Source organism: Coraliomargarita parva (assembly GCF_027257905.1).
Lineage (GTDB): Bacteria > Verrucomicrobiota > Verrucomicrobiia > Opitutales > Coraliomargaritaceae > Coraliomargarita_A > Coraliomargarita_A parva.
The window spans coordinates 166,866-189,148 of record NZ_JAPZEI010000006.1; the positions used below are offsets into that span (position 1 = coordinate 166,866).

General features: G+C 57.6%; 15 protein-coding genes. 6 read left to right on the top strand and 9 right to left on the bottom strand.

The window, feature by feature from the left end; translation table 11 throughout:
• Positions 1–126 precede the first annotated feature (126 nt).
• A complete protein-coding gene (locus O2597_RS10630) occupies positions 127–1,590 on the top strand; it encodes a catalase (RefSeq protein WP_269524649.1) in 1,464 nt (487 codons plus the stop codon).
• Positions 1,591–1,664: 74 nt separating this feature from the next.
• Positions 1,665–2,192: an ankyrin repeat domain-containing protein gene (locus tag O2597_RS10635; protein ID WP_269524651.1), complete on the top strand. Its 528-nt coding sequence runs from the start codon at positions 1,665–1,667 to the stop codon at positions 2,190–2,192.
• A gap of 39 nt (positions 2,193–2,231) precedes the next feature.
• Here the strand turns inward: O2597_RS10635 and O2597_RS10640 are convergent, their stop codons facing one another.
• The 6 genes from O2597_RS10640 to O2597_RS10665 all read right to left on the bottom strand — a co-directional run bounded on the left by O2597_RS10640 (position 2,232) and on the right by O2597_RS10665 (position 7,622).
• A complete protein-coding gene (locus O2597_RS10640) occupies positions 2,232–3,164 on the bottom strand; it encodes a hypothetical protein (protein ID WP_269524652.1) in 933 nt (310 codons plus the stop codon).
• A gap of 38 nt (positions 3,165–3,202) precedes the next feature.
• Positions 3,203–3,877: a ClpP family protease gene (locus O2597_RS10645; RefSeq protein ID WP_269524653.1), complete on the bottom strand. Its 675-nt coding sequence runs from the start codon at positions 3,875–3,877 to the stop codon at positions 3,203–3,205.
• A gap of 157 nt (positions 3,878–4,034) precedes the next feature.
• Positions 4,035–4,412, bottom strand: a complete 378-nt coding sequence (locus O2597_RS10650) for a DUF1294 domain-containing protein (RefSeq protein WP_269524655.1) — start codon at positions 4,410–4,412, stop codon at positions 4,035–4,037.
• Positions 4,413–4,432: 20 nt separating this feature from the next.
• Positions 4,433–4,741: a molecular chaperone DnaJ gene (locus tag O2597_RS10655; RefSeq protein ID WP_269524657.1), complete on the bottom strand. Its 309-nt coding sequence runs from the start codon at positions 4,739–4,741 to the stop codon at positions 4,433–4,435.
• A gap of 22 nt (positions 4,742–4,763) precedes the next feature.
• Positions 4,764–5,486, bottom strand: coding sequence for a PP2C family protein-serine/threonine phosphatase (locus O2597_RS10660; protein ID WP_269524658.1), 723 nt, complete (start codon positions 5,484–5,486; stop codon positions 4,764–4,766).
• Positions 5,487–5,561: 75 nt separating this feature from the next.
• A complete protein-coding gene (locus O2597_RS10665; RefSeq protein ID WP_269524660.1) occupies positions 5,562–7,622 on the bottom strand; it encodes an ATP-dependent DNA helicase in 2,061 nt (686 codons plus the stop codon).
• A 206-nt stretch (positions 7,623–7,828) separates the two neighbouring features.
• Here O2597_RS10665 and O2597_RS10670 point away from each other — a divergent pair, with 206 nt between their 5' ends.
• The 3 genes from O2597_RS10670 to O2597_RS10680 are packed head-to-tail and all read left to right on the top strand — an operon-like array spanning position 7,829 to position 18,261.
• A complete protein-coding gene (locus O2597_RS10670; RefSeq protein WP_269524661.1) occupies positions 7,829–8,380 on the top strand; it encodes an RNA polymerase sigma factor in 552 nt (183 codons plus the stop codon).
• A complete protein-coding gene (locus tag O2597_RS10675) occupies positions 8,377–11,325 on the top strand; it encodes a YfbK domain-containing protein (RefSeq protein ID WP_269524662.1) in 2,949 nt (982 codons plus the stop codon). Before O2597_RS10670 ends, O2597_RS10675 begins: the two co-directional genes overlap by 4 nt.
• 12 nt (positions 11,326–11,337) lie before the next feature.
• Entirely contained in the window at positions 11,338–18,261 is a 6,924-nt protein-coding gene (locus O2597_RS10680) for a hypothetical protein (RefSeq protein ID WP_269524663.1), read from the top strand.
• 6 nt (positions 18,262–18,267) lie between these two features.
• On the opposite strand, the gene O2597_RS10685 is transcribed toward O2597_RS10680, so the two are convergent.
• A complete protein-coding gene (locus tag O2597_RS10685) occupies positions 18,268–18,948 on the bottom strand; it encodes a hypothetical protein (protein WP_269524665.1) in 681 nt (226 codons plus the stop codon).
• A gap of 143 nt (positions 18,949–19,091) precedes the next feature.
• Between O2597_RS10685 and O2597_RS10690 the strand changes: the two genes are divergently transcribed.
• On the top strand, positions 19,092–21,344 hold the full coding sequence (locus tag O2597_RS10690; protein ID WP_269524667.1) for a cation-translocating P-type ATPase: 2,253 nt from the start codon (positions 19,092–19,094) through the stop codon (positions 21,342–21,344).
• On the opposite strand, the gene O2597_RS10695 is transcribed toward O2597_RS10690, so the two are convergent.
• Positions 21,318–21,812, bottom strand: a complete 495-nt coding sequence (locus tag O2597_RS10695; protein ID WP_269524668.1) for a DUF456 domain-containing protein — start codon at positions 21,810–21,812, stop codon at positions 21,318–21,320. The two genes, O2597_RS10690 and O2597_RS10695, sit on opposite strands and share 27 nt — an antisense overlap.
• The gene (locus tag O2597_RS10700; protein ID WP_269524669.1) at positions 21,809–22,264 is read right to left on the bottom strand and encodes an RES family NAD+ phosphorylase; all 456 of its coding nucleotides are present in this window, start codon (positions 22,262–22,264) and stop codon (positions 21,809–21,811) included. The genes O2597_RS10695 and O2597_RS10700 overlap by 4 nt, the downstream gene beginning before the upstream one ends.
• Positions 22,265–22,283 lie beyond the last annotated feature (19 nt).

The following is a 22,283-nucleotide window of genomic DNA, read 5'->3' on the forward strand; positions in this document are numbered from 1 at the left end:
AAGCGCGTAGATTACTTGCGGAAAAGATATAGGTAAATCCTATAATGGGTATTTTACAAAAAGGTTTTACGTATGGGAGTATCGCTTCAAATGTAGAGGGGCTGATTTTTACAACCCAGATCTATTATGAGCGATTCGAAACCAATTATGACGACCACGGCGGGGAATCCCATCGCCGATAATCAAAATTCACTTTCCGCTGGCCCGCGTGGTCCTCTCTTGATGCAGGACTATCAACTGCTGGAAAAGCTGGCGCACCAGAACCGTGAACGTGTGCCCGAGCGTACGGTGCATGCCAAGGGCTCTGCGGCCTTTGGTCAGTTGACGATCACGCACGATATTACCCGGTATTCAAAGGCCGCGATTTTCTCGGAGATCGGCAAGGAGACGGAGTGCCTGCTTCGTTTCTCCACGGTGGCGGGGGAACAGGGTGCAGCTGATGCGGAACGTGACGTTCGCGGCTGGGCGCTCAAGTTCTATACCGACGAAGGTAACTGGGACATGGTCGGCAACAACACGCCGGTCTTCTTCGTGCGTGATCCCCTGAAGTTTCCGGACTTTATCCACACACAAAAGCGTCACCCGCGGACCAACCTGCGCAGCGCCACGGCGATGTGGGACTTCTGGTCGCTGAGCCCGGAGAGCCTGCACCAGGTGACGATTCTGATGTCGGACCGTGGGATCCCGAAGAGCTACCGTCACACCAACGGCTATGGTTCGCACACCTACAGCTTTATCAACGCCGAGGGGGAGCGTTTCTGGGTGAAGTTCCACTTCAAGACCCGCCAGGGCATCGAGACCATCCGCAACGAGGACGCCGAAGCACTGATCGGCAAGGACCGCGAGTCCCACCAGCGCGACCTCTATGAAAACATCGAAGCCGGGAATTGTCCGAAGTGGGATTTTAAGATCCAGGTGATGCCCGAGCTGGATGCGGAAAAGTACCACATCAACCCCTTCGACTTGACCAAGGTATGGCCGCACTCGGACTATCCGCTGATTGACGTGGGGGTGCTGGAGCTAAACCGGAACCCCGAGAATTACTTCGCCGAGGTGGAACAGTCCGCCTTCTCGCCATCCAATATCGTTCCCGGGATCGGCTTCTCTCCGGACAAGATGTTGCAGGCACGTATTTTTTCCTATGCCGACGCGCACCGCTACCGGATCGGCACTTGGTATGAGGCGCTTCCGGTCAACCGTCCGAAGTCGGCGGTCAACCACTATCACAAGGACGGCCAGATGCACTTCATGAATCCGCGCAGCAGCGACGCCTACTACGAGCCGAATTCGATGAACGGCGCAGTCCAGGACGAGCGCTATGCGGAGCCGCCCCTGAAGATTTCGGGTGATGCCGATCGCTACAATCACCGGGAAGGTAATGACGATTACACGCAGGCCGGCAATTTGTTCCGTTTGATGAGCGACTGCCAGAAGCAGCAGCTCTTTGGCAATATCGCGGCCGCGATGGACGGTGTGCCGGAGCCTATCGTCGAGCGCCAGCTGGCGCACTTTGAGAAAGCAGACCCGGCTTATGCGGCCGGCGTACGGGAAGCTTTGGCTACCGTATGCGAGCCTGTAACGGCTCAATAGCAGAACCTTGCCCTGAACCGGGGCCTTCATTCGTGGAGGCCCCGACTTCCCTTCCTCATTCGAAAGACATTGTCATGGATACACTCACACCTGCCGAAGAAAAACGTTATGCCGAACTGCAGCAAATCGGGCTGGAAGCAGCCCGCAAGGGGGATGTCGGCATGTTGCATCCCATGTTGACCGCAGGCCTGCCTCTGAACCTGAAGGACGGCAAGGGGAACAGCCTGCTCATGCTGGCGGCCTATCACGGGCATTATGATGTTGTGGACCTGCTCTTGCATTGCGGCGCACGGCCGGATGAGCGGAATGACCGCGGGCAAACGCCGCTGGCAGGGGTCGCTTTCAAGGGCTACCTCGATGTGGCCGAGCGACTGATCGAAGGTGGTGCCGACCCGGTTGCCGACCTGGGCGGCGGACGCACGCCGGTCATGTTTGCGGCGCTTTTCGGGCAGCGGGAGATGGTGAGCTATCTCTGTGAAGTCGGCCGGATGCGTGGGACCTCCACGCCGTCCCGTGTGTTTGGACTCAAGCCTGAAACCTTGAGTCGTTATACGGCTTGGATTCGTACCAAGTTCTTCAAGCGCGCGGTCATGGCGGCCTAGCGGATCTTGCCGCCACCTGTCGGCGGGAGCAGCTTGGTTCTAGATGCCCAGTTGGTTGCGTGTACTGCGGATCAGGGCCTGCCAGCCGGTAACCTGTTTCTCCGTAACGGGCGGGGCCGCTAGAATGGCCTCGATCTCGAAGCGGAAGAGCTCGGCCTGCTCGTTTGTTACGATGAGCGTGTCCCCGTCGAAGCAGACCGCTTCGGCCTGCTTGGTGCCTTCCAGGAGGATGCGGTGATGTGGGCCGCCGAGCAGTTCGCCTTGCTTGGTTTCAAAAAGCCAAAGCGAGTTGTAGGTCAGGACGGCAAGCAGCTCCTTTTCCGCATCGAAATCCGCGGCGGTGACCATGCCGTCGATTTCGAAATGCTCGGTGAGTGTGAGGACGTTCTCTTCGATCGGATTCATGCTGTCGAAGCGGTAGAGTTTCGTGCTCCGGTTGCTCCGATGCTTCGAGAGTATGTGGTAATGTCCGTAGGCATAAAAGAGCGCCTCGGCATCAAAGTTCATATCCAGGGGTGGATACTCGCTTTGGTCCGGATATCGAAAGCGTATCTGTTTGGCGATCCGAGTGTTGACCACGGCTCTGGGGTTCGGTTCGCGCAGAAGGTAGATCGCCAGGTCGCGCCGGGCGTTGCCGTTGTTGCCGAAGGCTCCGATTGCGAGATTACCGGCATCATCCACCGCAATGTCCTCCCAATCGGCATTCACGGCATCCAGGATTTGCAGGCCTTTATACTCCCATTCGAACCAATCCGGCAGAATGGTCCGTCCTTCGCTGTCGACGGCAAAGATCCGTGCGGCATCGAGTGAATCGTTGTGCGTCCAATAAACGTCCGGCCAGGTCTTGCTCTTTACGATGCCGGAGCTTTCGTTGATTTCCTTGGATTCAAACTGGGTATAGGGCTCTTGAGCGCAGAGGACCGCGCCGCTTAATAGGCCGAGACCGTACATTCGTTGGGCAAGTCGTATCATACTAGCTCAAGCCTGTGAGCAGGAAATGGGCCGGGCCGCTAGGGCTGCGGCAGGATGGCATCAATGAGTCCCATGCTCAACGCCTCTTCCGCGTTCAGGTAGTGATAACTGTCACCCGGCGTGGTGAACCAGTCTTGTGGAATCTTGTCGTAGGCTGCCCAGAAGCTGCGAATGCGTTTGTTCTCCCGGTCCTCCATGGCATAGCTGCCATATTCCTCGCTTAGATTGTCGTGCGCCATCATCAGCGAGTTGCGATAGGCCGCGCGTGTGCCGGTGCCGGAGGCTACGATGATGGTCCCCGATGAGTGGCTGCCGCCCAGCGCATAGGTATTCACCGGGGCCTCGATGGTTCGCATGGTGTCGACCACGGCAAAAGCGTCATCGTAATAGCCGCCGTTGGTCCGTACATAGAAATCGATCGGTGCCTGCGGATCCTGCTCGTTGAGCAAGAGCAGTGAAGCGACCACGTGCTTGGTGCTGGAGGCATTGATCGAATTTGTAAGCAATATCTTGCGCGACTTCAGTAGCTCTTGGTCCAGCGCTTCATGGGGCGTGGTGATGCCGGCTTCGGCGATGGTGTCGAGGAGGTAGATCAGGTCGTCGTCGGACCCGAGGTAGTTGACCGAGGAGGTGGGCTTCAGGTACCATGCGAGAAAGACGGCAGTTGCGGCGATGAGGCCGGTTTGTACGAGTGTAGGCCAGTGTTTAGTCATGAGTGTGCAGGCTGTTTTATTGATGCTGACGTTCGCAGTTCCTGATTTATTTTGTGGTGGTGGCGGCCGACTTCTTGATGTGAAGCCAGAATGATTGTTTGGGTGCCATGGTTTCGAATGGTGATGCCTCCTGAAAAAACTTGTGCGGCCTAGAGGTTTACGCGGGGGACAGTAGACGTTGGATTGTGTTGAGAATCGGCCAGCCAAAGGCCAGCTCAAGGGCGAGGTATTGGTGGACGGCGACAATCAGCCAATACATTCTGAGGAAAGGACGCTTGCTGGTTTTGTGGCGGAACTGTTGCTGTGCGAGAAATGCGGCGATCCAGCCGCCCATCGCTTCGAGAAGGTGCAGGGTCGCTTCCGGCGTGCGCCAGCCCCCTGTCTTTGCGCGTCGCTTGTCCAATGCATACAAGAGGTAGGTGATGAGCGAGATCGCGAGCAGATAGCCGGCGAGAAAGCGCCAGTTGACCGAGTGTGCGATGCGATAGCCTGCGATGGCAGGCAAAATCAGGAAAACCGGGAAGTATTTCAGCATTATGACGGGGCCGGACTTTGCTAGGAGAGGTCCTCCAGAATGTCGCGCAGTTCCTCGGCCGGTTCGTCATGGTGTTGCGCAACTGCGAGTTCGAGGGCTTTTATGAGAACCGGCTTGGCTGTTTCCGCCTCTCCTTGCTGCAGGAGCGCCTTGCCCAGCAGAATCCGCGGCAGCATCCAGTCGTCGCGGGAGTCGCTGCAGCGTTGCAGGTGAGGGATGGCTGCCGTGGTATCGCCTTCTTCGTAGAGGGCTTGCCCGAGGCTGAAGCGAAAAAGCATATTGTCCGGCTTAGCCTCGACTTTGGTTTGGAAGATCTCGGATTTTCTCACTCTTGGCAGTGTGGAGGTCCGCTTAGTCCTGGCCAATCAAAACCACAATGAGTGTGATATTATCCGGGCCATGATTCTCATTGGCCGCATCGATCAGCGATTGGCAGATCGGCTTCGGGTCCTCGCCGACTTCCAGGTGTTCGACCAGCTCGTCTTCGTCCAGGACCTTGTTGAGCCCGTCCGAGCAAAACAGTAGCCGGTCCCCCGGTTTCAGGCCGATACGGGTCTGGTCGACCCGCAACTCGGCTTCCTGGCCGACACAGCGTGTTAGCGTGTGCGGGTATTCCGGCGGCATTCGATGCCGTTCGTCCTCACCCATGCGTTTGATCCATTCCTGTTCCAAGGTGTGGTCGATCGTCAGCTTTTCGAGCTCGCCCTCTCGCAGGAGGTAGGCCGCAGAGTCGCCCACGTGTGCGATCAAGAGTTGTTTGCCGACGATTTGCCCGAGCGTGAGGGTACTGCCCGAGCCGGTGAAAGGATGGGCTTCCTGTCCCTCCTTCATGATGATCTGATGGATGCCGATGGTCAGTTCCCCCAGGTCGACGCGTTCCTCGACCGAATTCACCCGGCTCATGGTCAGGGCCAGAAGCTCGACGATGCGGTTACTGGCATCCGCTCCGCCGGGCAGACCGCCGAGGCCATCGGCCACGGCGAAAACCTGGTGCCTGCGATCAATAAAGAAGGCGTCCTCGTTTTGATGACGTACCTTGCCTTGGTCGCTTTGTCCGTGGCTAATGATTTGCATGTATGGCCGATCCCTTGGTTCTAATGGGAGAAATCTTTAGGGGGAAGACCCCAGTTTGCAATCCGCAAGCGCTGCCTAGCTGAAAACACTTTCGCGATTATGCCGGTTGAAACGACAATAGTCGCGGATCGGCAGGGCCTCGAGAAAACGTCCACCATAAGGTTTCGTTAGCAAACGGGAGTCCAAAATAACAATATTTCCCTGATCTTCATGACGGCGGATCAGACGTCCGATTCCCTGCCGGAACTTGACCAGTGCGTCAGGCACGGCGATGTCGGCAAAGGGGTTGCCGCCGCGTTCGCGCACATATTCGGCCCGGGCTTCGCTCACCGGGTGGCTCGGGTTTTCGAAGGGGAGGCGGGTGATGATAACTTGCGAGAGGGCGGGGCCGGGAACATCGACGCCGGTCCAGAAACTGTCGGTACCGAAGAGGACGCCGTTGCCCGCCTCGGCAAACTGGCGGGTGAGCTCGCTGCGGGCCTGCCCGTGCCCCTGGCAGAAGAGCGGACGGCCCAGTTTCCTGAAGAAGGCTTCGCAGCGTTCGCGTACCTGACGCAGGTCGAAGTGGCTGGTGAAGAGTACGAGGCTGCCGCCTTCCACGCGCCGGCTGCTCCAGCAGATCATATTGGCCAGGTAGTCGAGGTCGAGTCGTCCCTGGCCGGGTTCCGGCAGCGGTGCGTCCGTGGCCAGGTAGATGCGGCAGTTCTCCTTGTAATTGAAAGGTGAATACTCGATCTCTGTATCGGCGGCTTCACCGCCGACCTTTTTCTGGAAACTGTCCAATCGCTGGCCGTCGGAAAGCGTGGCGCTGGTCAGGACGGCCGAAGTGCCCCGGCTGAAAATGGCTTCTCGCAGGTAGGGGGCGACATCAAGCGGTGCGCTACGCAGGGTGACGATCTGTCCTTTTTTTCCGCCACGTTCGATCCACTGCACATGATCGGACTCGGCGTAGTTGACGAATCCGCTGATCGCGTCCCGGTACCCAAGGATACGCCGGCGGTGGTCGCGCAGTTCGTCCTGCACGGTTTCGTTGTCGTTCTTCTGGATGATTTCGCCGAGGCGTTCCGCGACCTCCTTGAGCGGGCCGGAGAGAATGTTTTCACAGAAGCCGCCTTCATAGATTCGAAGGATCGGTTTCTTTTGGAGGAAGGTATCGCACAGGTAGCTGAAGAATTCGCCGCTGGCAGCCAGGGCCTGGTCGACCGCCATCTGGTCCCAGTTGCTGCCGTGCTTACGGAGGATGCCGCCCTTGCGCGGGTTGAATAGTCGTTTCAGGGCCCGGTCGACCGCATAGGAGCTGACATGGACCCCGAAGTGATCGGTCGCGATGGCGGGGATACGGTGGGCCTCGTCGAGTACCACAAAGTCGTCGGCCAGCAGTACGCCGCGGGTATTGCCTTCCGGGGGCATGCCGGCGTTGATCAGGGAGAAGAGCAGGCTGTGGTTGACGATGACGCAGTTGGCCGACATCAGCTGCTTGCGCGCTCGCTGGTAGAAGCAGACCGAGGAGTCGCAGTTCTTGCGGGAGCAGGTGGAACTGTCGGCGTTGACCGCATCCCACACATCGGGCAACGGGGCGGGGGAGAGTTCCTGTAGGGTGCCTTCCCCGCTGGTTGCCGACCATTTGGCGAGGCGCAGCAGGTCCTTTTTTTCATCGCCCGGAAATATCTCGGTCTGTGAGGACTGCGCGTCCTTCAGTGCGTTCTGTAGACGGGTGGTGCAGCAGTAGTTGCCGCGTCCGACCATCAATGCGGTCTTGAAATGAGCATAGCGCTGAAGGCCTGGCCCCTTCTGGAACAGCTGTTCGCAGAGCTTGAGGTCCTTGTTCCGGATTTGCTCCTGCAGGCTGATGGTATGGCTGGAAACGATAAAGGGCCGCTCCGTTTCCATGGCGTGAATCAGGCCGGGAATCAGGTAAGCCAGGCTTTTGCCGACTCCCGTGCCCGCTTCAAACAGAAGGGGGCGGTCGTTTTCCAGGGCGCTGGCCACCGAGAGCGCCATCGCGGCCTGCTGGGGGCGATGACTCAGGCCCAGTACGGTCTGGAGCTGCCCGCCTTCCTTGAAAATGGTCTCTACGAGCGCGACGAGATAACCCGCGTTGCGGGGACTTCCTGTCTGTTCGATGAGTCCGATCATGGATGATAGCGTTCTGGATTATTGGAGACCCGAAATATGAACAGGTTTTCACTAAAAAGAAAAGTCCGGAGGCAGAGAAGATTTTAGGCGATAAATAACTTTTTCCGGAAAAGTTCTAATAAATGTCGTTCTTATGCGTCTTCACGTTAGAAACATGAAGCATTCCAATGGATAAAGGCCCCTATTAATTCTTGACCGCGTCTACTGTGAAATTCCCCAAATCGACAGTCGATGCTGATGAAATAGACAACCAGCGTGCGCTGGTGGAACTTTTCCATGCCCTGGAATCACCGTTATTGGGATTCGCGTATCAGATGGTTAAAGAGGAACAGATGGCTCAGGATATCGTTCAGGAAGCCTTCGTCCGCTTGCAGGTCCGCATCGCGGAAGTGGAGCAACCCAAGGCCTGGCTCTATACCACGGTACGCCGCCTGGCCATCGACCACTTGCGCAAGCTCAGCAAGGTCGTGCCTTTTGAAACGGGAAACCCGGAAACGACCGCGCAGGACCCGGTCGATCCGGGGATGGCACCCAATGACCAAGCCGATCTTCATGAGCGGACCGGTTTGATGCGTGTCTGTTTGGAGCGAATGAAACCGCAGGAGCGGATGCTTGTGGAGCTTAAGTTCATCGAAAACCTGAGCTACAAGGAAATTTCCGATCGGATGTGCATGACGGTTGGACATGTCGGCTACGCCCTGCATCACGCGCTGAAGTCACTCGAAGTCGAACTCAACAAGGAAGGGGTCGCGGGATGAGCCATTTTGAAGATCATAGCTTGCGGGAGGAACTGGAAGTCCGGGTAATCGCCCTGCTGACCGGTGAACTCGATGAAGCGGAAGCGGACGAGTTGGAAAAGATTCTCGCAATCGATGCGACGCTCTCGGCGTTTCGTGACCGCATGGCTGCACTCATGGGGGAGCTGCATCAGGCGCGGGAGGAAATTGCCGCTCCGGCGGATGCACCCCCGCGACGTTTGAGCGCAGAGCGCCGGGCCAAGCTTTTCGAGGGGATCGAACCGGAAGCCTTGGCTCCCCGAAAGGAAAAGCGCGAGGTTTCGTGGAAGTGGCGTCTGTTCGAAATCGCGGCGGTGATCTGTGTCCTCTTTGTGCTGGCGGGGATTCTGATGCCTTCGGTCGGGGCGGTTAAAAAGCAGTCCAGTGAGGCAAAGGCACGGTCCGAGGCCCGCCAGAGTGAGTTGATGCGTCAGTCTGTGGAATTCGAAGCCCCAGTGGCTGAAGAATCAGATAGCATGGGGGAACGTGACCTTCGCCCGCAGTTCTCACCATCCGAGAAACCGGGGCAGATCCGGAGGGAGCTTGCTTCGATCGATTCGAAGCTTGAGGAACTTCAGTCAGTTCCGTGGGATCATGTTCCGCAGGAATATACTGAGCTGTCGAAGAAGAAGAAAACCTTGGAGAAAGGGCTGGAGTTACGGGGAAATCTGCAGCTTGCGAATGGTTCTCTCCTTGGCCCAGACGTGGGTGGATCTGTCCAAAACATCGACCAGTTGGAGTTGTCATGGTCCGGTTTGGAAGGAAGAACCTCTAGTTCTGACTCGGCACATGCATCCGGCATGTATGTGGCAGGGCAAAGCCAGGCGTTTGGCACTGCGGCCGGAGCGGATGCTCTGTATGCCACGAAAGATGAAGCGCAGGCCGATGGTTATGCCATGGCAGGTCCGGTTGATCCCTTTGCTGCGCCGCCTGCGCCGTCCCCGAAGCGGCAACCGCGGGTGATCTCGATCACGGCCGGGACCCCTCAGGATTTCGTTGTTAGAGACGAATCCGGTGATCTTGCCTACGAAGGCAGTTATGAGGACCGTGCCCCAGTCGACGCGTTCGCTCCGGCGACGTCTTCGCGAGCCATCGGCTTGCAGCGTACGGAGAACTTGGGGAAAGAGGAAAGCGAACTGGCTTTCGCCTCGGTTTCCCAGTCGTGGGAGCGCCCTAAAGTCATCCAAATGCCCGATACGGATGCCGCTTATGACCGGGTCATGGACAGTCCGGTGGCGGAGTCTTATAGCCTGAGTACTCAAACGCAGCGCATTGTGATCCCGAAGGTTCAGTTCAACGGCATGCCCTTGAGCCGGGTGCTCGAAACACTCAGCGAGCTTTCGGTTGAATATGACCCGAGTCACGAGGGTGTGCGGATCGATTATAAGCCGGTGGATGGAAAGGACCCACTTGTAAATATTGCCCTTCGAAATCTGAACCTGGACCGGATTCTTAAATTTGTGACCTCGCAGGTGGATTACGAATACCTCGAAGAGGCCTCCGGTATCCGTGTACAAGCCAAGGGGAACTCCGAGGCGGAACGCATTGCATCGGCCCGCAGCAGGCTCGTGAGGCAAACTCCCAAGACTGAAAGGCTTACCCGGGATGAACCGGCATCCACTTTCGCTTTGAACATCAGCGACGTTTCATTCCGCCTGGCCCAGGCTGCGCTTGAATCCGGACGAGTCCCCGATGCCGCTTTCATCCGCACGGAGGAATTCGTCAACAGCCTCGACTACCGCGATCCGGCGCCCCGGCCGGACGAGCCGGTTAGCCTGCACTGGGAGATTGCGCAGCATCCTTATGCGCATGACCGGCAGATTATCCGCTTTTCACTGCAGACACAGTCGGCAGGTCGGGCTCCGAGCCAGCCGCTGAATCTCTCGCTCTTGATTGATAACTCCGGTTCGATGCAGCGTCCGGATCGTCAGGCCATCCTCGAGAAGGGCCTGCAGTCATTGAATGCCAAACTCACGGATCAGGACCGTCTCAGTGTCGTGCTCTTTGCGCGTCAACCGAAGTTGATTGCCGAAGCCGGAACCCGCGAGTCGCAGCAGGCGGCGGTTAACGAAGCCCTGGCTTATCGGCCCGAGGGCGGCACCAATCTCGAGGCCGGCCTCGAAGCCGCCTATGCCAGCGCACAGCGCAACTACAATCCGACGGCGAGCAACCGTGTCATCCTGATGACCGACGGGGCAGCCAATTTGGGGAATGTTGATTCCGGCGAACTGGCGGGCCTGGTGGTTGCGCAGCGAAAGCAGGGGATTGCGCTGGATGCCTATGGTATCGGATGGGATGACTACAACGACGCCTTGCTCGAAGAGATTACCCGTAACGGCGACGGTCGCTATGCCTTCCTGAACTCGGTCGACGATGCGGCTAGGGATTTTTCCGAGAAACTGGCCGGGACGCTCCGTGTCGCGGCTGCTGATGTCAAGGTGCAGGTTGTCTGGAATCCGGAACGTGTCACGCGGTATCGGCAGATCGGATACGATTTGCATCAGCTTCGGGAGGAGGATTTCCGGGATAATACGGTGGATGCCGCCGAGGTCGGCGAGGCCGAGTCCGGGACTGCGCTATATGTAGTCCAGATTAAGGATGAACCTGGGATTGTCGGCGGGCTCGGCACACTCTACGTGCGTTACCGTGATCCCGCGTCCGGTGAATACCGCGAGTACAAGTGGCAGCTGCCTTATCCGCGTGAAGTACCTTCGATGGATGTGGCTCCGCCGTCCATCCGTCTGGCCGCGGCCAGTGCGCTCTTCGCCGAGCGTTTAGCGAACAATCCGTACGGTCGTGGATATGGCTATGACGACCTCTATAAGCTCACCGCGGGCTTGCCGGAGGCTTTTCCTTCCCAGCGGCGGGTGGTGGATCTGCAGAATATGATCCTTCGTGCCCAGACCATCTACGGTGAAAACAATTAACTCCCTGTAACTATGAAAAAGAGACTCCTGTTTTCTATTATTAGCGCTTGCTGCATGTTGTTCCCCTTGGTGGTACCGGCAAAGGAGGCCAAATACAAGTTGGACGAGGTGTCGATTGACGGTGGTGCGGATTCAAAGGGCGGACGGCTTGTCATCTCCGCGACCCTGGGTGGTCCGATCGATACGGAGCAGGAAGCGAAACTGATCTACGCTGTGCAAGCCGACTCGGTGCTTCACTTGGGCAAGAACACGATCAGGCAAACAACAGAACTGACTGCTGCCGTTAAGCACGGAAAGCTTGAACGACTCGAGCTGGATGTTGCCGGGAGTTTGCCGATAGTCGGTGTGAGTGGTGAGCAGGTCGCTTCATGGAGCTTGCAGCGTCCTGTCGGTGCACAGCCAAAAGCGAAGGCTTCCGGTCTGAAGCTGGTCATTGAGTTAAAGCAAGCGCTGGTGGAAGATGAATTGCACTGTGTGGTGGAAGCACGCCAGACCGAGATCAAAATGCCTGCTCAAACGGAAGCACTGTTTTTCAGCCCGCCCGATCCTTCCCTGTCCACCGGCAGCCTTCGTATTGAAGCGGATACGGGTCTTCAGGTCGAGCCAACGGCGCTGGCGGCGCTGACGGTTCGCGCACCCGAGAACACCCAGCACTTGCCGGCATATACCTATACAGGTGGCGGACAGAAGCTGGAGCTTTCCCTGCACTCTAAAGCCCGACCCGATCTCTCCTTTCAGGATTTCCAGTTGAGTGGCCGCTATGTGGACGGACGTTTGCGTTTTACTCTGGAAGGTGTCGTCGAGGTCTTGAATGCCGGCGAATTCGAATTGCCGCTGTTATCGGGCGCTGCGGCCTTTTCTGCGGTTCCTGAAATTCCAGGTGCTGCTATTGAATATCGTCGGGGAAGCTACCGGTCACGCTTTGAGCGACCGGGACGCTTTCCGGTTTCCCTTCGTTTTGACGCACGGGTGGAAACCCATGCGGGTCGAAGCTCGGTTGCATTCCAGTTGATGGATAGTGCGCTCCAGCCGGTGCGTTTGTCCGGCTTGCCGGTGGCTGCGGATCGCGTGCTGCTGAACGGCGTGAAGATGGAAACGGGAGCGGACGGCCTTGCCGGCAGTTTGTCGGGGGATGGACGGTTTGCCCTGATTTGGACGGATCCTTCGTGGAAGAGCCCGGAGCCGGAGGATGCCGCGCTGTTCTATGCGGCGGAGAGTGTCGCACAGGTGGAGGTCGGACCCGGATTGATCCGTCAACAGGCGGACTATACGATTCACCTGATGCAGGGAGCCATGCGCCGTTTGGTCTTCGATTTGGAAGGAAATGGCGAGATCACGCAGGTCGAGGGCGATTCCATCTTGAGGTGGGAGGTGTTGGATGCCGGGGAGGGGAAGCAGCTGGCACTCGAATTGAACAAGGCCTATTCGGAGGATTTTGAACTAAAAGTGCGTTCGCAATATGCGATGCAGGCCTTCCCTTCGAAGGCCCAACCCTTGCGTGTGCTTCCCGTTGGAGCGATCCGTTATGCCGGCTTTATTCGCCTTTCGAATCAGGGTGCCGTCGCGTTCGATGTCCCCGAGTCTTTCGGTTTCGCGCAGATTTCTCCGGAGTTCTTTCCTGCGGTCGAAACCGCGGTGGATGCGGGTACGCAGGTACTGGCCTACCGGTTTTCGGATGTGCATTACAGTTATACGCTGCAGGCGGATAACATCCTTCCTGAAATCTCCGTTTCCCAGTTGTTGATCTACGATCTTGGCTTTGAAGACCGGAGCTTGCAGGCAGAGATGGAATTGACCATCCGCAAGGCCCCTTTGCGCGATTTCTACATCCGGATTCCTGAGGCTTATGCGTTGTCGAAACTTTCGGCGCCTTCGCTTGCAGACTATTTTCTCCAGGAAGACGCTCTCGGGCAGCAGCTCCGTATCGTATTTGCCCAGCCGCTTTCCGGTCGGCAAGTGATCCGCTTGTCTTTGGAAGATAACAGTGTACTCGAAGGGGAAGACTGGACGTTGCCGGTTTTTCAGCCGATGGATGCCAAAAGCATTCGTGGGCATATCGGTGTCGTGGCTGAACCCGGATTGCGGGTCAATGTCAGCTCGATTGACGGCTTGGTCGAGCAAGCCGTGAACTTCTTTCCCAAGTCGGTTAGCGGTTTGCAACTTGCCTTGCGTATGCGCGATCCAGCTTGGTCGGCTGTACTTGAAATTGAAAAATTGCCACAGGCGATCCAGGCGGATGTGCTGCATCTCTATACTGTGGGGGAAGGCCGGATCTATGGGAGTTCGGTCATCAACTTTCTGATCTCGGGGGCTCCAGTATCAGAGTTGCGGATACAAATTCCGGAGGGCATGGAGAATCTTGACTTTATGGGGCGTGACGTCCGGGGCTGGTCGGATCTTGGTGCTGGGGTTTACGAGGTTCGCTTGCATGCGCCGGCTGCCGGTGCTTACACCTTGCTTTGCAGTTACGAGTCAAAATTCGAATCGCAGGGCCAGACCGTCCGTTTTAGTGGAGCGACTCCCCTGCGGGTGGATTCGGAACAGGGTTTCGTGGTTGTGATCAGCAATTTCCCGTTTTCCATCGGGGCCGTGGAAGTGAGTCCGGATCTGATCCGTTTGGAGCCGAATGAGATTCCGGCGGAATTTCGCTTGTTGTATGACGCTCAAGTGTTGGCGGCCTTCCAATACACACACCGTCCCCTCGAGATCGGCATGGAACTGAAATCCTTTTCCCAGGCTAACGCGAAGGATCAGATTATCGATTTTGCCGAGCTGAAGTCGCATGTCTCTCGCGACGGCGAAATCCTGACCTCGGTCGAGTTGATGTTGAAGAGTAAGGGGCAGACGCATTTCCGGATGCAGTTGCCGCCGGAGCACCGGATCTGGTCGGCCAAAGTTGCCGGCAGGAAGGTCAACCCTGTGACGGTTGAAGGTGGTATCCTACTTCCGCTGCCGGCAGGGCATGAGCCGAACAGTGCCTTGCGTGTTCAGCTCGAGTTGGCTGCCGAATCCAAGGATGCCAGCAATCCGGTTGTCTATGCGCCCGCCATGTATGCGCCTTCACTGATCGTCAACTGGGAGCTGACTTCCGATCCCGGATTTGGACTGGGTTACCTTGGGGGTGATATCAGTTCCGGGCAACTGCGTTCGGGGTCCAAAGGGTTTGATTGGTTGCGCATTGTCTTGGAGGGCGTTCGGCCGCCGATGCGCGGGATCTTCGTTGTTATGATCTGTGCGGGAATCCTGGGGCTGTTGCTGGCAAAGCTGCTGGTGCGCAAATATGGCGATTTCAAGCCGATCACGAAAGTGTGTGGTTTCGGGCTCGTCCTCGCCTGTTTGGGCGTCTTGATCCTTTGCGGGATCATTCTGGGGGAGTTCTCCATAGTGCCTTCAGACTTGCAGGATCGCATCCTCTTGAAAGCGCCGATCGAGTTGTCCACCCAGCCGCTGAGTTTACATCTGGTCAACCGTGCCTACGAGGACATGGGGGGCGGTGTGGTCTCCGTCCTTCCGCTGCTTCTTGGAGTCGGTCTGTGCGTAACCGCGCTGGTTCGCCATTCGCAGCGACAGCTGTTTTGGGCCGGTGGTTGGTTTTGCCTGTTTTTGGGCGCTTTGAACACGAGTGGTGGCGCCTCGTTCTTCCTCGTTGTCCTGATTCTGTTCTTTTGCGTTCATGTGGGGGCAAGCTTTAAGACGGTGGTTTTAAGTCGGGGCGTCACCGCCTGCCTTGTGATCGTCTTCCTGCTCGGGCTGGCTTTGCCGACGCAGGAAACCGAGGCAAAAAGCAGGACCGCCCAAGCGGAAGCAACTACCGTGGCCGGTCAAATTGCCGAGCAGATCATTGTTGAGAATGATGTGGCTCGGGTGGATGCCGCATTGGTCTGGTCGGCGGAGGCTGGGGATGTTTATACCTTCCTGCGGGCGCCGGCGACCTTGGTCGAGACGGCGCCCGTACCGGAAGGCTTGCGTCTGCTACAGTTTCGTGAGCAGGGCGCTTTGGTTTACCAACTTCTGGCCATCGCGCCGGGACGCTACAACTTTGCCTTCAAGTACAGTGCTCCTGTGGCAGATCGCGCATCGGCCCAGCGCTCCTTAACCCTGCCGGTTGGATTGGCCCTCAGCCATCAGGCCCAGGTGACCGTGCCTATGGCCAATGTGCAGATGGAATCGTCTCAAGCAGTTTCAATTCTGTCATCCGCGGCAAAGGATGCGAAGACTTCGGTGTTCGAAGTGGTTTTCATGCCTGCTCAAGAGACGGGCTTGACGTGGTCCCCCGAGCGGCGCGATGCGAGCAAGGAAACCGCAGTGTATTATGTTGAAAGCTATGATGTCTTCACACCGCTGGTCGGTTTGGTGAGTGGGCATCATGTGATTCATGTGAAACTCTCCCAAGGGCAGCTCGACACCCTGCAGCTCGACATTCCCGAAGGGATGACGATTACCTCGGTGGAGGCGGAACACTTGGCGAATTGGCAGTTCGACCCCGAGGCGCATCATCTACTGCTCTACTTCGAACCGGTGCAACAAGCTCAGTTCAGCTTGAGTCTGTTTTCGCAATACGCCTCTGCGAGTCTGCCCTATCGCGTCACGGTGCGGCCTCCGCTTGTTGCCGGTGCGGCCAACCAGTTGAGCTTGGTTGCCCTGGCCACCGATGAGGACGTACAGCTGGGCTTGGTTTCGGCGGTTGGGTCGACCACGATTAATCTGGAGGACTTCCCTTCGGAGCCGGTGCAGGCCTTGACTCATCTTGGACGCGTGCCGCAATTGCGCCGGGCTTACCGCTGGGATGCCGAGACCGGTTCTTTGAGTCTTGAAGCCCTCGCGGTGCAACCGGATATCCGTTCAACGGTCAAACAGACGATCTCTTTGGGGGAGGATCGTGTGCTCATCGCCCTTGAACTGGAGGCGGAGATCAACCGTGCCGGTGTCTTTAAGTTGAGCCTTCCGATTCCCGAGGATTATGATGTTGAGGCGGTTTCGGGAAAGCAGCTTAGCCACTGGAACGAATTTGTCGATTCGGACGGGGTGCGTTCGCTTCAACTGCACCTTAGGGGGAAGACGACGGGAGCCACCAGTCTCAATCTCAGTCTTTCCGGTCCGGGACTCGCCGGGCGGACGACTTATGTGCCGCCGCTGCTGCAGCTTTCCGAAACCGACCGTCAGAATGGCAATCTCATCCTTGTTCCTGAACTTGGCTATCGCCTGCAATCCACTGAGCGAAGTGCGGCCGTGCAGTTGGATCCCTCTCAGGCTGGAATGCAGCGAAAGGATGTATTGCTATACCGGATACTAAATCAGGATGCCAAACTGGCATTCTCCGTCGAGAAGGTCGATCCGTGGATCGAAGTGACCCGGGTGCAATCCGTGGATGTCCGCAGCGGTGTGGTGGAAGTCAAGGCCCGCTTTAACTTCAGTGTCGAGAATGCCGGTATCCGTGAGCAGGCCTTCCGCTTGCCGGCCGGTGCGACCGGCGTGCAATTCTCCGGAGATGCCGTCGCGGATGCGTTTGAAGGGGAGGCGCATCAATGGTTGTTGAAGCTCAACCGCAAGATGGTGGGCGCCTTTACGGTGGAGCTCTCCTACCATCTTCCGACGCCAAACCAGCCCGACCAGATCGTGGTGAACGGGGCGGAAGTACTCGAAGTGAACCAGCAGACGGGTTATCTTGCGCTTGTACCGCATGGGCGCATTCAATTGGAGCCGCTGCAATCTGTGGATGCCTTGCAAGCGGCCGAGGCACATATGGTCGAACCCAAGCTCCGGGGAGACCTTCCTGTCGGTGAAGCATCGCATGTTTACCGGATTCTAGAGTCGGGTTTCACGATCGGACTCGGGGTGAAACGTCACCAAATCGCCGACCTTGTGCCTGCTCAGGTCAAGGAATTGAAACTGGTTTCGACTTTGTCAGGTGCGGGTTCGATGTTGACGCAGGCGACGCTCAAGCTCGATCCGGGTGACAAGCGTATGTTGCGCATCACCTTGCCGGTGGGTAGTGAATTCTGGTTTGGCTTCGTGAACCAACAGAGTGTTTGGCCCTGGCGTGAGGGTGAGGATGTTCTTCTACAACTGGAAGCGAATCCCATCGAAGGGAAGGATACGGTGGTTGAGTTTTACTATGCCACGAATCCTGTTCTGGCTCCCAGTTCCAAGTTAAGGGCGAGTCTGCGCGGTCCGAAGTTGGACCTGCCACTTGAGAATATTTCATGGACGCTTCATTATCCGGAAACCTGGAATGTGAGGGATTGGGACGGAAATCTGACGATCGAGCAATTCGGCGGCGAGGGGGCTTCATTTTCCGATTTGAATGACTACCTGCGGGTGGAAATGAAAAGCCGGATGCAGCAGAAGTTCCAGGCGGAGAGTTTGCTCGATGAAGCGAACCAGTTGCTGGAGCAAGGGAAACAGGAGCAAGCTCGAAAGGCGTTTTCCAATGCGTTCAATCTTTCGCAGTCGGACGATGCCCTCAATGAAGACGCGCGCGTGCAGTTGAAAAATGTGCGGGAGGAACAGGCCCTGGTCGCGCTGGCGAATCGCCGGAACAGCTTCATTAATGAGAACGCCATGTTCCAAGATGCTGCGCCGCAGGTTGAGATCGAGGAGTCGCAATTGCTCAATTATACCGATCAACTTGTCAAGGGGGTCTTGAGTGGCAACTCCGAGGAGGAGAACCACACCTTGCGTCTGTTGGCCGCACGCTTGATTGATCAGCAGCAGGCGACTCCGGCCAATCCTCAAGCCATTAACACGATCCTTCCGCAAGAGGGCAAGACGGCGACTTTTATCCGCTCCCTTCAGATCAATGACCGTGCAGACTTGGTCATCGAAATGGAAGGCACTCGGCAGAGCAAGCGAGCCGGATTGCCATGGCTCGGTTTGCTATTGCTGGCTACCTTGTGTGTTTCGGTTGCATACGGTGTGAGTCGAAAGGATGCCTGAGCTGGCTCAACTCAGCCCATATGGTGTCTGATTGTCCATATGCATGAAACGCTCAGAGACATCATTGAGCGCATAGCGAAGATTGGAGAAATGGTCTGCGATGCTGCGGTAGATGTCATGCGTTTCCGAACTTTGGCTTTTGGGATGTTGTGCGGCTGAATTGAAGGAGCATCGACCGACGTCTTCGTAGAAGTCGAGACCGGGTGCGCCGCGTCGGCGGCTTCGCTCGTGCAAGTAGGCGGGAAACATGCCGGTGAGGAACAACAGGTAATTGCCGGCCCGGACATAGAGCTCAAACTGGCGCTCCCGTGGGCTCCGTTCCAGTTTGCTGAGCCAGTCGACGAGATAGAAGATCGTTTGCCCATTGATCCTGTGATGGCTCAGTTGCTGGTCGAGGATACCTGACACATAGTCGGCCAGGTCGGCGTCATCGAGGCCCGATTGCTTGAGACTATGACGTGTGAGCAGGTAAAAATACAGTCGTGAACTCAGCTGCAGATGCTCCGTGCTTTCCAGTACGGTCTGCAGGAGCCTCGGGTGGTCGAGAATTTCGTCCACCGTGAAGGGGTCCGACAGGAGTTGGAGTAGTGCTTCGGACTGGGCGGGGGTCTCGCTCAGGCAGGCGATAATGAAGTCAAGATCGCCGAGTGTCAGGTGCTTGCGAAAGCCGAGTGCGATACTATCCATAACAAGTCAGGGAGGAGCTTAATCGATGCCAAATTCTTTTGCAAGTGGCTGACTCTCTGGTCGATCGCTCCGGGCAGACGCGCTTTCCGGATTGCATTTACCGAAAGCTAGGTATACTTATTTAGAATCATTCCAAATTAAGTATGTCTACGGAAGCACAGCAGCAACAGAACTGGACTCTCGGCCTAGCGGCCTTTCTACAGGCGAATGCCGAAGTGGAGGCGCTCCGGGTGGATGCCACCCGCCATACGGTCGAAATTGCGACGATGGGTGAAGTGGATATAGATCTGCTGCGCAACCGTTTAGCGGAAACGATTGAGCAGATCGAAGCCGGACAGGCAGTCGATGCTTCGGTGGGGATCGAGGTGCATACTGAGGAGAATGGCGAGATCAAGCTGCAGAAGCCGACCTGTCTAACCGCACCCCGTTTTTGGACCTGGCGTAAAATCGAATGGCCGACGGAGCATCCGGAAGAGGAGGAGCATGAGGACTGGCGTGTTCTGGGGGTACTGGCAGGCGCCTGTGCCGTACTAGGGCTGACCGGCTGGGGGCTGGGGCATTTTGCGACGGTGCCGGTCTGGGTTCCGGTCGTTTTCTTTATAGGTGCGATGCTAGCCGGCGGATGGGATGCGATCGGCGATGTCAAGGAAGGCCTGCCCAAAGGTGAGCTGGATATCCATTTCCTGATGCTGGCGGTTGCGGTGGGTGCGGCTTGCATTGGCGCATGGGCGGAAGGCGCTCTGCTGCTCTTTCTCTTTTCGTTCTCCGGGGCCTTGGAAGAATTTGCCATGCACCGGACTCGGCGGGAGATCGACAGTTTGTTCGAGTCGGCCCCGAAACGCGCCATCATCGTGGACGCGCAGGGCGACGAACGGGAGGTGCCGGTGGAGGAGGTCAAGGTCGGCATGCGGGTTCGGGTCAAGCCCGGCCAACAATTCCCGGTTGATGCGGTTGTTTTGGAAGGAAAGACTGCGGCGGATGAGTCCAACCTGACCGGTGAGGCCAATCCGGTCTCCAAGATGCGGGGAGACGAAGTCTTCAGCGGAACCTTGAATTTATGGGGTGCGGTCGAAGCCCGGGCTTCGAGACCCGTGGGGGAAAGTGCCTTGAACAAGGTGATTCGTCTGATCAAGGAGGCGCAGCACCTGAAGGCGCCGAGTCAGCGCTTTACGGATCGTTTCGGGACGGGGTATACAATCGGGATTCTCAGCCTGACCGCATTGATGTTCTTCGTCTGGTGGTTGGTTTTGGGGATTCGTCCTTTTGCCAACACCGAAGCCGGCTATTCATCTTTTTACCGGGCGATGACCTTGCTGGTGGTGGCCAGCCCTTGTGCCTTGGTGCTTTCGATTCCCTCTGCGATCCTGGCTGCGATTGCCTGGGGGGCTCGCCATGGTGTGCTGTTCCGCGGCGGGGCGGCGATTGAGAAATTGGCCGAGGTCGACATGGTCGCACTGGATAAGACCGGCACCCTGACAACCGGCGAGATGGAAGTCGACCGGGTGGAGAGCTTCCCTCCGGGGCGCGAGCGTGAAGCGGCGGAGTTAGCCTATTCGCTGGAATCGCACGGTTCGCATCCCATCGGTCGTGCGATCAAGAAGTACGGCCAGGCCCAGGGGCTCGCGAAGCATGAGATCGACGATTTCCAAGCCATGAGTGGGAAGGGCGTGCAGGGGCGCGAGGGGGATGCCCTCTGTGTGCTGGGGCGCCGTGAATTGTTGGAGGAAGGGCCGTTGGCTGAATGGATTCGTGAGGTGCCCGAGCCGGAGCCTGAATTTGCCGAGAATTGGATCATCAAGGATGACCTCATCGGGCGCATCTTGCTGAAGGACCAGATCCGTCAGGAATCAAAGCCGATTCTGGGGCGCTTGCAGGCACGTGGCCTGCGTTCGGTCATGCTGACCGGTGACCGTCGGGGGTCGGCGGAATCGGTGGGGCGTGCCATCGGTATTTCCGAGGTCCGTGCGGGGCTCAAGCCGGAGGACAAGGTGGCCGCCATCCGTGAGTACTCGGAATCCGGTTACAAGGTGGCGATGGTCGGGGATGGGGTGAATGACGCGCCCAGCCTGGCTGCGGCCTATGTTTCGGTGGCGATGGGGGCGCGCGGCAGCGATGCGGCCCTTGAGCAGAGCGAGGTGGTCCTGATGAAGGACCGGATCGATAATTTTCTGGCTGCGATTGAACTGAGTGGCCGGGCCCGCGTGGTCATCCGGCAGAATCTGGCTATTGCCCTGGGTACGGTGGTGTTCATGGCGGGGGCTGCTATTTTCGGACTGGTGCCGCTAAGTGTGGGTGTATTTGCCCACGAAGGCAGTACTGTGGTCGTCTGTCTGAACAGCCTGCGTCTGCTCTTTGCCAAGTCGAACCTGTCAGACCACCAAATCGAGCAGGAATAGGCCGATCACGAAAAGGCTGAGCCCGAATTTGACCCCGAAGGCAAGCACGCTCCCGAGGATGGTGCCGAAGCCGGCCTTGCTTCCGGCCCGCCAGTTGCGGCCGGCTGCCAGTTCGCCGACGACCGCTCCGATGATGGGGCCGATGATCAGCCAGAGGAGCGGCGGAGGGATGAATAAGGCGACGGCCGCCCCGATCAGGGCGCCGAGTGCCCCTTTCCAGCTGGCCCCGAATTTACGGGCCCCCCAGTAGCCCAGCAGCAGGTCGACGAGTAGACTGAACAGGGTGACCAGTCCGGTCAGGATGACGATTTTCCAGCTGACCGAGGCTTCACCCATCCATAGCTTGTGCACGACGACACCCATCCAGACGACTGCGTTGCCGGGCACGATGGGCAGGACCGCACTGGCCAGGCCAATGAGGAAGATCAGCAGGCTGACGCCCAGTGCGGTGTATTCGATCCAAGTCATTTCGGATATCTGTCATCAAGCAGACGCGGATCGAAGGCAAAAGGTTCCGCTTTGCCGATCCGTACTCGGTCGAAGTCGGGATGAAGCGGGTTGAGTAGATAATTGAATTCCTCGGGGATGATTGCGCTGGCGATCCGGAGAGCGGGTTGAGCGCCTGCACGCAGCCAGGTATCGCCGAAAGCCCTGGTTTGTGGTAGGATCGATGCGGACTTTAAGAAAGGGCGGAGTTGTGAGAGCTCGGGCGAAGCCAAGAGTTTTTCGGGTATTTCTACCTTAAAGCGGACGAACGAGATTCGTTGTGCCAAATCGTTCAAATGCACCAGTGTCTCCAGTGCGGCCAGTGCGCGGCTTTCGGCTAGATAAACGGCGGGCAAGCCCAATGAATTCCAGCGCCCGCCGAAGCGTTGGGCGCCCTCGCCATCAAAGGCGTGGTTTGCTCGGGCGGCGGGCACGATTCTCCAGGCGGTCGGC

Bases quoted from the DNA above. Each gene is read 5' to 3' on its own strand.
- O2597_RS10680 (WP_269524663.1), top strand. From the start codon at position 11,338: ATGAAAAAGAGACTCCTGTTTTCTATTATTAGCGCTTGCTGCATGTTG.
- O2597_RS10660 (WP_269524658.1), bottom strand. From the start codon at position 5,486: ATGCAAATCATTAGCCACGGACAAAGCGACCAAGGCAAGGTACGTCAT.
- O2597_RS10645 (WP_269524653.1), bottom strand. From the start codon at position 3,877: ATGACTAAACACTGGCCTACACTCGTACAAACCGGCCTCATCGCCGCA.
- O2597_RS10630 (WP_269524649.1), top strand. From the start codon at position 127: ATGAGCGATTCGAAACCAATTATGACGACCACGGCGGGGAATCCCATC.
- O2597_RS10685 (WP_269524665.1), bottom strand. From the start codon at position 18,948: ATGGATAGTATCGCACTCGGCTTTCGCAAGCACCTGACACTCGGCGAT.
- O2597_RS10650 (WP_269524655.1), bottom strand. From the start codon at position 4,412: ATGCTGAAATACTTCCCGGTTTTCCTGATTTTGCCTGCCATCGCAGGC.
- O2597_RS10690 (WP_269524667.1), top strand. From the start codon at position 19,092: ATGTCTACGGAAGCACAGCAGCAACAGAACTGGACTCTCGGCCTAGCG.
- O2597_RS10675 (WP_269524662.1), top strand. From the start codon at position 8,377: ATGAGCCATTTTGAAGATCATAGCTTGCGGGAGGAACTGGAAGTCCGG.
- O2597_RS10640 (WP_269524652.1), bottom strand. From the start codon at position 3,164: ATGATACGACTTGCCCAACGAATGTACGGTCTCGGCCTATTAAGCGGC.
- O2597_RS10665 (WP_269524660.1), bottom strand. From the start codon at position 7,622: ATGATCGGACTCATCGAACAGACAGGAAGTCCCCGCAACGCGGGTTAT.
- O2597_RS10695 (WP_269524668.1), bottom strand. From the start codon at position 21,812: ATGACTTGGATCGAATACACCGCACTGGGCGTCAGCCTGCTGATCTTC.
- O2597_RS10635 (WP_269524651.1), top strand. From the start codon at position 1,665: ATGGATACACTCACACCTGCCGAAGAAAAACGTTATGCCGAACTGCAG.